Annotated in this window: 11 protein-coding genes; 7 read left to right on the top strand and 4 right to left on the bottom strand. The window is 71.4% G+C overall.

The genetic code is table 11. The features are described 5' to 3' along the window. Positions 1–72: 72 nt before the first annotated feature. The 3 genes from SMIR_RS13970 (at position 73) to sucD (ending at position 3,509) form a co-directional block, all read left to right on the top strand. The gene (locus SMIR_RS13970; RefSeq protein ID WP_212727063.1) at positions 73–1,005 is read left to right on the top strand and encodes a hypothetical protein; all 933 of its coding nucleotides are present in this window, start codon (positions 73–75) and stop codon (positions 1,003–1,005) included. A gap of 419 nt (positions 1,006–1,424) precedes the next feature. Beyond that, entirely contained in the window at positions 1,425–2,603 is a 1,179-nt protein-coding gene (sucC, locus tag SMIR_RS13965; RefSeq protein ID WP_168494767.1) for an ADP-forming succinate--CoA ligase subunit beta, read from the top strand. 21 nt (positions 2,604–2,624) lie between these two features. Continuing rightward, positions 2,625–3,509, top strand: coding sequence for a succinate--CoA ligase subunit alpha (gene sucD / locus SMIR_RS13960; RefSeq protein WP_075028438.1), 885 nt, complete (start codon positions 2,625–2,627; stop codon positions 3,507–3,509). 122 nt (positions 3,510–3,631) lie between these two features. On the opposite strand, the gene SMIR_RS13955 is transcribed toward sucD, so the two are convergent. Then, on the bottom strand, positions 3,632–4,816 hold the full coding sequence (locus SMIR_RS13955; RefSeq protein WP_168494769.1) for a helix-turn-helix domain-containing protein: 1,185 nt from the start codon (positions 4,814–4,816) through the stop codon (positions 3,632–3,634). A 108-nt stretch (positions 4,817–4,924) separates the two neighbouring features. Here SMIR_RS13955 and SMIR_RS13950 point away from each other — a divergent pair, with 108 nt between their 5' ends. Beyond that, positions 4,925–6,508, top strand: coding sequence for a cell division protein PerM (locus SMIR_RS13950; RefSeq protein ID WP_249938424.1), 1,584 nt, complete (start codon positions 4,925–4,927; stop codon positions 6,506–6,508). 190 nt (positions 6,509–6,698) lie between these two features. Here SMIR_RS13950 and SMIR_RS13945 read toward each other — a convergent pair whose 3' ends face one another. Then, positions 6,699–7,514, bottom strand: a complete 816-nt coding sequence (locus SMIR_RS13945; RefSeq protein WP_212727061.1) for a hypothetical protein — start codon at positions 7,512–7,514, stop codon at positions 6,699–6,701. A gap of 465 nt (positions 7,515–7,979) precedes the next feature. On the opposite strand from SMIR_RS13945, the gene purN reads away from it, so the two are divergent. Together purN and purH are read left to right on the top strand one after the other, a co-directional pair. Further along, on the top strand, positions 7,980–8,600 hold the full coding sequence (purN, locus tag SMIR_RS13940) for a phosphoribosylglycinamide formyltransferase (RefSeq protein WP_101400198.1): 621 nt from the start codon (positions 7,980–7,982) through the stop codon (positions 8,598–8,600). Then, entirely contained in the window at positions 8,597–10,186 is a 1,590-nt protein-coding gene (purH, locus tag SMIR_RS13935) for a bifunctional phosphoribosylaminoimidazolecarboxamide formyltransferase/IMP cyclohydrolase (RefSeq protein WP_168494776.1), read from the top strand. The genes purN and purH overlap by 4 nt, the downstream gene beginning before the upstream one ends. Positions 10,187–10,241: 55 nt before the next feature. On the opposite strand, the gene SMIR_RS13930 is transcribed toward purH, so the two are convergent. Beyond that, positions 10,242–11,399, bottom strand: coding sequence for a helix-turn-helix domain-containing protein (locus SMIR_RS13930; protein ID WP_168494778.1), 1,158 nt, complete (start codon positions 11,397–11,399; stop codon positions 10,242–10,244). 224 nt (positions 11,400–11,623) lie between these two features. On the opposite strand from SMIR_RS13930, the gene SMIR_RS13925 reads away from it, so the two are divergent. Continuing rightward, positions 11,624–12,052, top strand: a complete 429-nt coding sequence (locus SMIR_RS13925) for a peptidase inhibitor family I36 protein (protein WP_168494780.1) — start codon at positions 11,624–11,626, stop codon at positions 12,050–12,052. A 217-nt stretch (positions 12,053–12,269) separates the two neighbouring features. Here SMIR_RS13925 and SMIR_RS13920 read toward each other — a convergent pair whose 3' ends face one another. Continuing rightward, positions 12,270–12,878, bottom strand: coding sequence for a proline-rich domain-containing protein (locus SMIR_RS13920; RefSeq protein WP_168494782.1), 609 nt, complete (start codon positions 12,876–12,878; stop codon positions 12,270–12,272). Positions 12,879–13,049: the final 171 nt, after the last annotated feature.

Genomic DNA, 13,049 nt, shown 5'->3' with positions numbered 1-13,049 from the left:
CCTGTCCGGACCCTCTCCGGTCCCCGGACGGAAGCCCAGGACTCTCGGAAACCCGAAGGATCTGACGTACACATGAACAAGAACATCCGCCGTTCCCTCGTCATAGCCGCCGGTGTCACCGGCGCGTGGGCGCTCGGCTCCGCCGTCGCCAGCGCCGATGAGCTGCCCTCTTCGTCGGCGTCGCTGCCCGACGCGACCGTGGGCGACACGGACACCTCCGCAACGGACACCGCCGCCACGGGGACCGGCAAGGTCGGCGACACCGCCGCCAAGACGGTGTCCACGGTCGAGGACACCGCCCGGACCGCCGTCACCCACCAGACCAAGAAGACCGCCCCCACGGTCACCCACCCCTCGGCCCCGCAGGACGAGGTCGACTACCTCTTCGGCCCGCTCTCGGCCTTCGCGCCGCAGCTGGACCGGAGCTCCGTCGACGAGACCGCGGCGGCCGCCCTGCCGCCGGTCGCGGCCGGCGCCGTACAGGGTGTCACCCCGGTCGTGCACCACGCCGTCGCGCAGGTCGCCGACGACACCGCCGCCTCCGTTCTGCCTCCCGTCGCCGCCACCGCCGTGCACGGCGTGGTCCCGGTCGCCGGGCAGGCGGTCGGGGACACGGGCGCTCTGGCGTCCGGAGCGGTGGGCGGTGTGCGGCCGCTCGCGGGCGGGGTCGTGGCCGACGCGGGCACCCTCGCGCACGGCGTCACCGGCCAGGTTGCCCCCTTCGCGCAGGGTGTCGTCGGCGCCGTACAGCCGGTCGTCGACCTCGTGCGGCCGGTCGTGGCGGGCGTCGAGGGCAGCGCCACCGGTCTGGCCTACGGCGTCCGAGGGAATGTCGGCGGCTTCGCGGGGGGCGTCGTGGACGACGTGCGGCCGTTCGCCGGCGGCGTGGTCGGCCAGGCCGGCCCGCTCGCGGGACACGCGGTCACCGGTGTCCAGGGCGTGGCCGAGTCCGTCACGCCGAGCTATCTGCACCACGCCCAGTACGGCGGCACGTACAGCGTCTGACCGCCCCTCCCGCGGTACGGCGCTACCGCTGTACCCACTGTCCGACTCCGCGGGGCCACGGTCCCGGACGGCCGAAATCCGTCGGCTGTGTCCGACCGAAACCCCGCGGATGGAGAGGGTGGTCCCCATTGGGGTGAGGACCACCCTCCCCGGGCCCCTCAGGGGCTGTTCGAGGGGCCTCACCAGGCAAACCCCAGCCTGGTGAGGCCCTGTCCCGGCCAGATCTGTGACAGGTATCACCGCTCAGGTGTGACCTGCGATTTAGGGACCCACGTCCTGCGGCGATAACCTGCGAGACGGACATGCCGCGCGCTCGGACATCGTGTGCGCCACCCTTGTGACAGCGGACGTCACGTTGCCCTTCGCGGCACGCCCACGCATCCAACGAACCGCGAGATCACTGATAGGGACGGACGCGCGTGGACCTGTTCGAGTACCAGGCGAGGGACCTCTTCGCCAAGCACGGTGTACCGGTGCTGGCCGGTGAAGTCATTGACACGCCTGAGGCAGCCCGCGAGGCGACCGAGCGTCTTGGCGGCAAGTCCGTCGTCAAGGCCCAGGTGAAGGTCGGTGGCCGCGGCAAGGCCGGCGGCGTCAAGCTCGCCGCCACCCCGGACGAGGCCGTCGCCCGCGCGACGGACATCCTCGGCATGGACATCAAGGGCCACACGGTCCACAAGGTGATGATCGCCGAGACCGCGCCCGAGATCGCCGAGGAGTACTACGTCTCGTACCTCCTCGACCGCACCAACCGCACCTTCCTCGCCATGGCGTCCGTCCAGGGCGGCGTGGAGATCGAGGTCGTCGCGGAGGAGAACCCCGACGCCCTCGCGAAGGTCCCGGTCGACGCCAACGAGGGCGTCTCGATCGAGAAGGCCCGCGAGATCGTCGCCCAGGCGAAGTTCCCGGCCGAGGTCGCCGAGCAGGTCGCCGAGATCCTGGTGACGCTGTGGGACACCTTCATCAAGGAGGACGCCCTCCTCGTCGAGGTCAACCCGCTCGCCAAGGTCGCCGACGGCCGCGTCATCGCGCTCGACGGCAAGGTGTCGCTGGACGAGAACGCCGAGTTCCGCCAGCCGGAGCACGAGGCGCTGGTCGACCACGCCGCCGCCAACCCGCTCGAGGCTGCGGCCAAGGCCAAGAACCTCAACTACGTCAAGCTCGACGGCGAGGTCGGCATCATCGGCAACGGCGCGGGTCTCGTCATGAGCACCCTCGACGTCGTCGCCTACGCCGGTGAGAACCACGGCGGCGTCAAGCCCGCCAACTTCCTCGACATCGGCGGCGGCGCCTCCGCCGCGGTCATGGCGAACGGCCTGGAGATCATCCTCGGCGACCCGGACGTCAAGTCCGTCTTCGTCAACGTCTTCGGTGGCATCACCGCCTGTGACGAGGTCGCCAACGGCATCGTCCAGGCGCTCCAGCTGCTCAAGGACAAGGGCGAGGAAGTCACCAAGCCGCTGGTCGTGCGTCTGGACGGCAACAACGCCGAGCTGGGCCGCAAGATCCTGTCGGACGCCAACCACCCGCTGGTCCAGCGCGTGGACACCATGGACGGCGCGGCCGACAAGGCCGCCGAACTCGCGGCTGCGAAGTAAGGGACGAGGGAAACAACCGCCATGGCTATCTTCCTCAACAAGGACAGCAAGGTCATCGTCCAGGGCATGACCGGTGCCACGGGCATGAAGCACACCAAGCTCATGCTGGCCGACGGCACGAACATCGTCGGTGGCGTGAACCCGCGCAAGGCGGGCACGTCCGTCGACATCGACGGCACCGAGATCCCGGTCTTCGGTACGGTCGCCGAGGCCATGGAGAAGACGGGCGCCAACGTCTCCGTCCTCTTCGTGCCGCCGGCCTTCGCCAAGGCCGCCGTCGTCGAGGCGATCGACGCGGAGATCCCCCTCGCGGTCGTCATCACCGAGGGCATCGCCGTCCACGACTCCGCCGCCTTCTGGGCGTACGCGAAGTCGAAGGGCAACAAGACCCGCATCATCGGCCCGAACTGCCCCGGTCTCATCACCCCGGGCCAGTCGAACGCCGGCATCATCCCGGGCGACATCACGAAGCCGGGCCGCATCGGCCTGGTCTCGAAGTCCGGCACGCTGACGTACCAGATGATGTACGAGCTCCGTGACATCGGCTTCTCGTCCGCCGTCGGCATCGGTGGCGACCCGATCATCGGTACGACGCACATCGACGCGCTCGCCGCGTTCGAGGCCGACCCCGACACCGACCTGATCGTCATGATCGGTGAGATCGGCGGCGACGCCGAGGAGCGCGCGGCGGACTTCATCGCCAAGAACGTGACGAAGCCGGTCGTCGGCTACGTCGCCGGCTTCACCGCGCCCGAGGGCAAGACCATGGGCCACGCCGGCGCCATCGTCTCCGGCTCCTCCGGTACGGCCGCCGCGAAGAAGGAGGCCCTCGAGGCCGCCGGCGTCAAGGTCGGCAAGACGCCGACCGAGACGGCGAAGCTGGCCCGCGAGATCCTCGCCGGCTGACCTTCTCCAGGCTGGACCTTCTCCAGACTGAACGGGCTCGCATCCCCACGGGGGTGCGAGCCCGTCGTCGTACCTGGCACAGCCCGTCGTCGTACCCCGCTCGGCCTGGTCCCGGAACCAGCTCAGCCTGGTTCCGGAACCAGGCGCTCCGGCCCGCTGGCCGTCTCCCCCTTGAGCTTGGCGCGCAGGGCCAGCTCCTCCGCGGACAGCGGCCCGGGCGCGACCCGGGGCGGCACCCCGAGCACCGTGGCGCCGGGCGCCAGCGGCGGTTCGTAGTGGTCCGGGGCCGTACGGAGCGTCAGCGTCGTGGCGCCGATGAGGACGACCGTGAAGGCGATGGCGGCGCGGGTCCAGTGCCGGGCGCGCTGCTCTCCGCCCCAGCGGACCGTGGTGGGCTTCGCGGCGCGCAGCCGCTCGGCGGAGGCGACCTCGGCGAGTCGCCGGTGCAGCTCCTTCGGCTCCGCCAGCTCCGGCAGCCGCTTGGCCACGGCCTCGCGCGCGTGCAGCAGCCGGTTGGCCGCCGCGGGCGTGCTCGCCTCCGTCTCGGCCGCGGTCTCCGGCAGATCGAGCCCGACCCCGTCGTAGAGCAGCAGGGTCCGCCGGTACACGGGCGGCAGCTGCAGGAGTACGTCGAGCAGCGCGCGGTCCGCGGGGGCGGTGGGCGGCGGCTCCGGGTCGCGGTGCCGGGGGCGCAGTCTGTGCCAGGGCGAGAGCGCGAACTCGTGCGCCGTCGCCCGCACCCACCCCGCCGGATCGCGGTCCATGGCCACCTCGGGCCAGCGGTGCCAGGCCAGCTGGAAGGCGCGCTCCACCGACTCGCGGGCCAGTTCACGCCGCCCGGTGAGCAGGTAGGTCTGCCGTACGAGGGCGGGGGCGCAGAACGCGTAGAGGGCGTCGAAGGCCTGATCGGGCGTCAGGGGAGCCGAAAGGGGTTCGAGTTCGGCTTCGGGGGCGAGTTCCGGTTTGGGTTCGAGCGCGAGTTCGGAGGCGGGTGGGGTTTCGGAGGGCGGCTCGGGGGTGGTTTCGGCGTGGTCGGGGGACGCTTGTACGGGGCCGGTGGCGGCGCCGACGAGCGCGGGAGCCGGGTTCTCCTGATGGGTGGTCACCTCCTCAGTGCCCGTCAGCAGCCGTGCGTACGCGTCCCGTCTACTGCCGCTCGGCGTCGTACGGCCGTTCTCCCACGAGTGCACCGTCGCACGGGTGACGCCCACCGCGGCCGCGATGTCGGCCTGGCTCAGCGACTGGGCCTCGCGCAGGCGGCGGCGCTCCTTGGGGGAGGGCAGCGGGGTCTCAGGGGTGCGTGTCATGTCGGACCCCATAGGGTGCCCCTTAGTACGAAAAGGTACATAGCTGCATATTGAGCGACACATCCAAGGTTCGCCTGTTACGAGGAGAAAGCGCGTGTCGTTGGGAGCATGGCGGACGTGACCCAAATGACCGCCCGCAGACTGTCGTTGTCGCCCCTGCTCACCCGGATGCGTCACCGTTCACCCGGACTGGGCGCCAGCCTCCTGGGTGGCGCCCTCGCGGCGGGGCTCGGACTCGGCTCGTTCGCCGTCCTCGTCATGATGCTGTGGATCAGCTCGCCCTATCCGGACAGCGGGCCGAGTGGATCGCTGCACGTGGCCGCCGCGTTGTGGCTGCTCGCGCACGGCGTGGAGCTGATCCGCACCGAGACCCTGTCCGGCCTGCCGATGCCGGTGGGTGTGACACCGCTGCTGCTGGTCGTCCTGCCCGTGTGGCTGCTGTACCGGGCGGCGCGCGGTGTGGCGGACGCCGAGGCCGGGGCGGAGCCGGGCACGGTGTGGACGGGGGTCGTCGGGGGCTATCTGACGGTCGGACTTGCGGCCGCGCTGTACTGCTCGGGCGGGGAGTTGCGGCCGTCGTGGGTGTGGACCGCCGGATGCCTGCCGTTGCTCGCCGGGAGTGCGGCGGCCGTGGGGGTGTGGGCGGCGTACGGTCGCGCCGACTTCCCCGTGCCCGCGCGGGTCCGGCGGTTGCTCGCCGTGGTGCCCGCCGGTCGACGCCGTTGCTCGCCCGAATTCTTCGCGGCCTCGGCGCGGGCGGCCGGGGCCGGGGCGGCGGTGCTCGTCGGGGGTGGCTCGCTCTTGGTGGCGGCGTCGCTGGTGTGGCACGGCGAACCCGCCCGGGACTCGTTCGCGCAGCTCACCGAGGTGTGGTCGGGGCGGTTCGCGGTACTGCTGCTCTGTCTGGCGCTCGTGCCGAACGCGGCGGTGTGGGGGGCCGCGTACGGGCTCGGGCCCGGGTTCGTGCTGGGGGCCGGGCATGTCGTGGGGCCGTTGTCCGCGGCGGGGCCGGGGCCGTTGCTGCCGGCGTTTCCGCTGCTGGCGGCGGTGCCGGTGCCGGTGCCGGTGCCGGTGTCGGGGGCGGTGTGGAGTGAGGTGGGGATGGGGGTGCCGGTGGCGGCGGGGGTGACGGTGGCGTGGTTCCTGGTGACCGCGGGGGCGCCGGGGGAGGGGCGTGAGGCCTGGTCGTGGGGGCGGGTCGTGGTGGGGGTGGGGGTCGCGGCCGTGATGTGCGGGCTGGTGATGGCGGTGCTTGCCGGGGTGGCGGGTGGGCCGTTGGGGGTGGCGGCGTTGGCTCACTTCGGGCCGGTGTGGTGGCAGGTGGGGGGAGCGGTGGTGGTTTGGACGGTGGGGGTGGGGGTTCCCGTGGGGGTGGGGTTGTGGGGGTGGAAGCTTCGGCGGCGGGGGGTTTCTTGGCCTACGTGGCTCTCTCGGCCCTCGTGGTTCTCGTGGGGGTCGTGCCGGTTGTGGTTCTCGTGGGGGTTCTGGGCGGGGCGGTCGCGGGGGGACGGAGGTCAGGTGGGGGTGACTCCGTCGGTGGGGGCGACTTCGGCCCCTGTCCCTGCCCCTGTCCTTGCCCCTGCCCCGGCCTCCGGGCCGGCTTCGGATCCGAGCTTGGAGCCGTACGACTTGTTGCCCTCCGATGGTGGGGAGGCGACGTCCTTGGCGGCGCCGCCTGAACAGGGTGAGTGAGGAGCCCTCGGTTTCCTCGCCCCCGCCGCCCCTACCCATTCCCGTCCTCTGGGGCGCAGCCCCAGACCCCGTCCGGGGCTGCGCCCCTGGGCTGTGGTGGCGTTTGCCGCGGATGGTGGGGGCTGGGCGCGCAGTTTCCCGCGCCCCTGACGGGGGCGCGTTCGAGCTAGCTGTGCGTTCCCAATTCGAGCTAGCTGTGCGTTCCCAAGACGCCCCTCAGGTCCTTCGGGAGGAGGTCGTTGCAGGACTGTTTGGCGGCGTTGGTGAGGGCGTCGTTCGTGCAGGAGTAGTAGTCGCTGTACACGAGCTGCGCGGTGAAGGTCGCGGCGACCATGACGATGGCCAGGGACGCGGTGACGAGGCCGCTCACCGCGGCGGTCGTCTGGGGGCGGGTGTTCGCTTCGGGGGCCGGGGTGTCCGGGTCCGGCGTGCGGGGCTTGGCGCGCAGGGCACTGCCGCCCCAGTACAGGGCGAGCGCACCGAGCAGCAGTGCCACGTACGGCCAGCTGAACAGGGCGAAGAAGAACGCCCACATTCCGGAGAGCAGCGCGTAGCGCGCGCGGCGCTGGGCGGGGTCCGTCGGGTCCCAGCGCATTCCGGCGCCCGGCCCACCGCCGGGACCTTCCGGGCCGCCCTGACCCTGCGGAGCCCCGGGACGGTCGCCGAAACCGCCGCCGGACGAACGCCCAGGCTGCCGGTCGCTCCACTGACTGCCCCAAGGGGACTGTCCGGGGGCGGAACCGTCGTTCTCGTTCGGGCTCTGGCCGGACGCGGGACGTCGAGGCTGCCAGGGGCGGTCGGGCGTGCCCTCCGGCGGCGGAGCGAAGGGATTGTCCTCGGAGCCGGAGCCGGAGCCGGAGCCGGAGCCGGAGTCTGTGTCCGGGCCGCGTCCGCCCGCGGAACCGTTCGCCCCCGCGGGCGTGTCCCCGCTCTCCCGCGGCGGGGTAGGCGAAGGGCGCCGCTCGCGCAGCAGGAGCGGAGGGAGTCGGAGACTGCGGTCCGGCATCAGGTGTGCGTCTTCCCCTTGGTGGTTCTGGCGGGCGGCGTGTCCACACGGCATCGTGCTCGCGACGCGCACCCCGAGCGTCCTGCCCGGGGCTCGCGCCCCGGGCGTTCGTTTCCAGGATCAGGACCCGGGATTCGCACCCCGGGTACCGATCCGTGGAGTCCCTGCCCCGGGTTTTCCGTCCGAGGCCCTCGCCCCGGACGTTCGCCCCCGGGGCTCGTACCCCGAACGTTCTACCCGTCCCAGGTCAACGTCCCAAGCGCACAGGGCGTTCCCCGTGCTGAACGGTGTTCCCGGGAGGATCCACCGCAGACGCTACCTTCCGGCCACGCCCCCGTCCCGTGGGGGCCGCCCGGTGTGCCGGTATCGTTGCTGACGGTCGGCCGCTTCGTAGACTTCCCCGTATCCAGGGGCGCGAAGCATTCGTACGACCGTACAAACGCTCCCCCGAGAAAGGGCCCCGTCGTGGCCAAGACCAAGCGCCTCGTCGTGCTGGTCTCCGGATCAGGCACGAATCTGCAGGCACTGCTCGACGGCATCGCCGCGGGCGGGCCGGAGGCCTACGGGGCCGAGATCGTGGCCGTGGGCGCCGACCGTGACGGCATCGAAGGGCTCGCCCGGGCCGAGCGGGCCGGGATCCCCGCCTTCGTCCGCCGCGTCAAGGACTACGACACCCGGGACGAGTGGGACCACGCGCTCGCCGAGGCCGTCTCCGACCACGAGCCCGACCTGGTGGTCTCCGCGGGGTTCATGAAGATCGTGGGGAAGGAATTCCTCGCCCGGTTCGGTGGGCGGTTCGTCAACACGCATCCCGCCCTGCTGCCGAGTTTCCCGGGGGCCCACGGCGTACGCGACGCGCTCGCGTACGGCGCGAAGGTCACCGGCTGCACCGTCCACTTCGTCGACGACGGCGTCGACACCGGACCGATCATCGCTCAGGGCGTGGTGGAGGTCCGGGACGAGGACGACGAGAGCGCTCTGCACGAGCGCATCAAGGAAGTCGAGCGAAGACTGCTCGTCGATGTCGTGGGGCGGCTCGCCCGCAACGGCTATCGCATTGAGGGACGAAAGGTAGTTATCCAGTGACCGCCGACAGCACAGTCACGGCCGAGAGCACCGAGGGCACCAAGCGGGTCATCCGGCGCGCGCTCGTCAGCGTCTACGACAAGACCGGGCTCGAAGAGCTTGCCCGCGGGCTCCACGAGGCCGGTGTCGAGCTCGTCTCCACCGGCTCCACCGCCGCCAAGATCGCCGCGGCCGGGGTCCCCGTCGTCAAGGTCGAGGACCTGACCGGCTTCCCCGAGTGCCTCGACGGCCGCGTCAAGACCCTGCACCCCAAGGTCCACGCCGGCATCCTCGCCGACCTGCGTCTGCCCGACCACCAGCGGCAGCTGGAAGAGCTGGGCGTCAAGCCGTTCGACCTCGTCGTCGTCAACCTCTACCCCTTCCGCGAGACCGTCGCCTCGGGCGCGACGCCCGACGAGTGCGTCGAGCAGATCGACATCGGCGGGCCTTCGATGGTCCGAGCCGCCGCCAAGAACCACCCGTCCGTGGCCGTCGTCACCAGCCCCGACCGGTACGGCGACGTCCTCGCCGCCGTGAAGACCGGCGGCTTCGACCTCAAGACCCGCAAGCGGCTCGCGGCCGAGGCCTTCCAGCACACGGCCGCGTACGACGTCGCCGTCGCCTCCTGGTTCGCCTCCGAGTACGCCCCCGTCGACGCCTCCCGGTTCCCCGACTTCCTCGGCGCCACCTGGGAGCGCGCGCACACTCTCCGCTACGGCGAGAACCCGCACCAGCCCGCCGCCCTCTACACCTCGGGCACCGGCGGTCTCGCGGAGGCCGAGCAGCTGCACGGCAAGGAGATGTCGTACAACAACTACACGGACACGGACGCCGCGCGCCGTGCCGCGTACGACCACGAGGACCCCTGCGTCGCGATCATCAAGCACGCCAACCCGTGCGGCATCGCGATCGCCTCGAACGTCGCCGAGGCGCACCGCAAGGCGCACGCCTGTGACCCGCTGTCCGCGTTCGGCGGGGTGATCGCGGTCAACCGGCCGGTGACGAAGGAGATGGCGGAGCAGGTCGCCGAGATCTTCACCGAGGTCATCGTGGCGCCCGAGTACGAGGACGGCGCCCTCGAAGCCCTCACCAAGAAGAAGAACATCCGCGTGCTGCGCGCCCACCGTGCGCCCGCGAACCCGGCCGAGCTCAAGCCGATCGACGGCGGCGCGCTGCTCCAGGTCACCGACCGCCTCCAGGCCGACGGCGACAACCCGGCGAGCTGGACCCTGGCGACCGGCGACGCCCTGAACGAGGGCGAGCTCGACGAGCTGGCCTTCGCCTGGCGGGCCTGCCGCGCGGTGAAGTCCAACGCGATCCTGCTCGCCAAGGACGGCGCCTCGGTCGGCGTCGGCATGGGCCAGGTCAACCGCGTCGACTCCGCGAAGCTCGCGGTCGAGCGGGCGGGCGCCGAGCGGGCCCGCGGGTCGTACGCGGCCTCGGACGCGTTCTTCCCGTTCCCGGACGGTCTGGAGATCCTCGCCGAGGCGGGCGTCAGGGCCGTGGTCCAGCCCGGCGGTTCGGTCCGTGACGAGCTGGTGGTCGAGGCCGCGAAGAAGGCGGGCATCACCATGTACTTCACGGGGACGCGGCACTTCTTCCACTGATCCGCGGCGGGTCGGTGCGTGCGCGGCGGTCCACCGGGGTTCCGGTGGGCCGCCGCTACCGTGCGGGCGCGGTGGTGGCGGCGCCCTTGACCGCGCGTTCGCAGTTCGGCCAGTCGTGGAAGTCGCGCTTCTTGCTCCACAGGCGTTGGGCCGCCCTGATGTTCCACTCCGGGTCCAGCGCCTGACGTGGGGTCCCGCCCAGCTCGCGCAGGCGCAGGTCGGAGATCTGGAACAGACCCCAGTTACGGGTGCCGTTGGTGTTGGGCAGGATGTGCAGCGGGTCGAGGAACGACTGGCAGTCCGCGATGGCGACCGCCGCGTCGGGTGCGTCGGTGAAGACCGCGCGGATGTGCGCCCGTACCTTCGCCGGCGGCCAGACGGTCATGCGTACGTTCGAGGTGTAGAGCGCCTTCTTGGTGGCGTCCCCGACGACTCCGTTGGGCTGGAGACCGGTGAACACCTGGAAGGCGGTGACCCGGCGCAACGTCTGCGGGCCGAAGTCCGAGTCGACGTCGATGTCCGCGCCCTTGGCGTGCAGCAGCCGTTGTACCTCGCCCACGCACGCGTCGTGCTGGCCCATGGCCACCACGGGCTGACAGGCGGCCGAGAAGAGCAGACGGCCGTCCGCCGCGGAGCCGCCGCCGCTGCCGGATGACGGGTGATCGGTCGTCAGGGCCCAGGCGGAGACACCGAGCGTCAGGACCACGGCCCCGATCACGACGACGCGGAACCGCCCCTGCCGGAACTGGTCAAGACGGAAACGGCCCTGACGGGCCGGCGGAACGGGCCCGACCTCCACCGCCGCCGACTCCTTGTCACCGTCACTGTCACCGTCGTCACCGTCCACGAGATCAGTGGCGACAACGGCATCTGCGGGATCCACCGCGTCCCCTGCGGCCTCCGTCCCCGTCTCCGCCTCCGCCTCCGCCTCCGACTCTGTCCCCGTCCCCGTCCCTGTCTCCGTCCGGGCGGCGTCGGCCAGGGCCCACTGCCGGTGCAGCGTCCGCAGTTCGTCCGGGGTCGCGCCGCAGGCGGTGGCGAACCGGTGCACGCTTCCGTAGTCCTGGGGCACCGAAGTGCCGCGGCAGTAGCGGTGCAGTGTGGACCCGGCGGTGCCGGTCCTCTTGGCGAGGGCCTCGTAACTCAGACCTGACCGGTTCTTCAGCGAACGCAACAACGCGGCGAACCGTTCGGTTTCCGGGCACGCGGGCATCGCTGTTCCCCCCTGGCACTTACGGCACGCTGGTCAGACGTTGCAATGGCTGGACACAGTAGCCGTCCCACGGCCGTCCCAAGGGTTAGAGAACGCGCCAAGTAGCGGGCGTCCGGCCGTCCCGGCGTCCCAGCCCGCCCGGTCTCCTTGCCCGGCCGGGACACGCGTTGCCACCTTCTGGCTGTCCGATCACCAGCAGCCGCATCGCAAGGAGAAACAGACCCATGAACCTTTCCGTACGTCGTCCGCGCCGCCTCTCCCCGCTGCTCGCGACCCTCGCCGTCAGCGCGGCGGCCGCCACGACGCTGGCCCTGCCCGCCTCCGCGTCGGCGGCGCCCGCCTCGGCCGCCGCCGTGGACTGCGCGTCGGGTGACGTCTGCTTCTGGACCGGCTTCAACTTCACCGGCAGCAAGTGCTCGTGGAGCGTCGCCGACCCCGATTGGCAGAGCGGCGCCATCAAGTGTTCCTGGGCCGCCACGACGAACGTGAAGTCGGTGTGGAACGCCGGCACCGGCTCGTACAGCGGTGTCGCCTTCTACGCGAACACCAACTACAACAGCCGGATCGGCTGCACCCGGCAGCAGCAGGGCGGCAACCTCGCCGGTACGTACAAGGTGCGGTCCCACCAGTGGATCACCGGTAACTGCGGCTGAGCCCTGGCGCACGTGCGCGGCGGTGGCTTCCGGCCCCCTCGGGGGAGGGCCGGAAGCCACCGCCGCACTTCTTTGCGCTCTCTGTACCCCTAGGGGTACGCCGGTGGGGCCGCACCGCCCAGGTCGCCCAGCCAACGGCCTCTACCTCACATGGCCGGAAGTCGGCCTGGAAGTCGGCCTGGAAGTCGGCCTCGTGGCGGCCGTGCCGCCGGTGGCCTCAGACCGAGTACTTCGGACGGTCGAACCAGGCGGCGCCGTCCGCCTTGCCGACGAACACCGCGATGAGGATGGCGAGCACGGTGTGCACCAGTCCGATGACGATGAACGGGTAGATACCGAGGACCGCGGTGAGGATGCCGAACACCAGTGCGGCGATGCGGACGCCGCTGCCGCCGTTCGCGCACTTGACGCCGAGCCAGATCGCGAAGACGCCCCACGCCAGGACCGCGACCGTGATGCCCCACAGGACACCGGCCGAGTAGTCCGCGAGCTGCTGGAACTGGACGTCGTTCTTGAGGTCCGCGTTGTTCTTCGCGGCGGAGACGGCGAGCGCCGAGATCGCGATCAGGATGGCGCCGAGCACCTGGAGACCGCCGATGACGAACAGCATCACGCGCGCGGCCTTGACCGTGCCGGGCATCTCCATCGGGCCGCCGGGGTAGCCGCCGTACGGCTGCTGGCCGAGCTGCGGGGCCTGCGGGTAGCCGTAACCGGGCTGCTGCGGGGCGCCCTGGGGGTAGCCGTAGCCGGGCTGGCCCTGGGGCGGGTAGCCGGCCGGCTGGCCCTGCGGGGGACCGTAGGGGTTGTTCGGGTCGCCGAAACTCATGGCGGGTTTTCCTCCGTTGCCTGGTGCGGGGACGCGCGGCAAGGTGCGGAGGAGAGTTCTACAGAGCGGTCCGTCCCCCCGGTACTGTCCGCGGCACTGTGATGTTCATCGTTCTAAATGCCTTACTTATTTGTCCAGGGCCCTTCCGATTGTGTTGTGCAGGTGTTGTGC

Origin of the sequence: Streptomyces mirabilis (assembly GCF_018310535.1) — a bacterium.
In the GTDB taxonomy this organism is placed as follows: domain Bacteria; phylum Actinomycetota; class Actinomycetes; order Streptomycetales; family Streptomycetaceae; genus Streptomyces.
The sequence above is the reverse complement of the archived record's forward strand: the minus strand, read 5'-3'. Positions and strand labels throughout refer to the sequence as shown.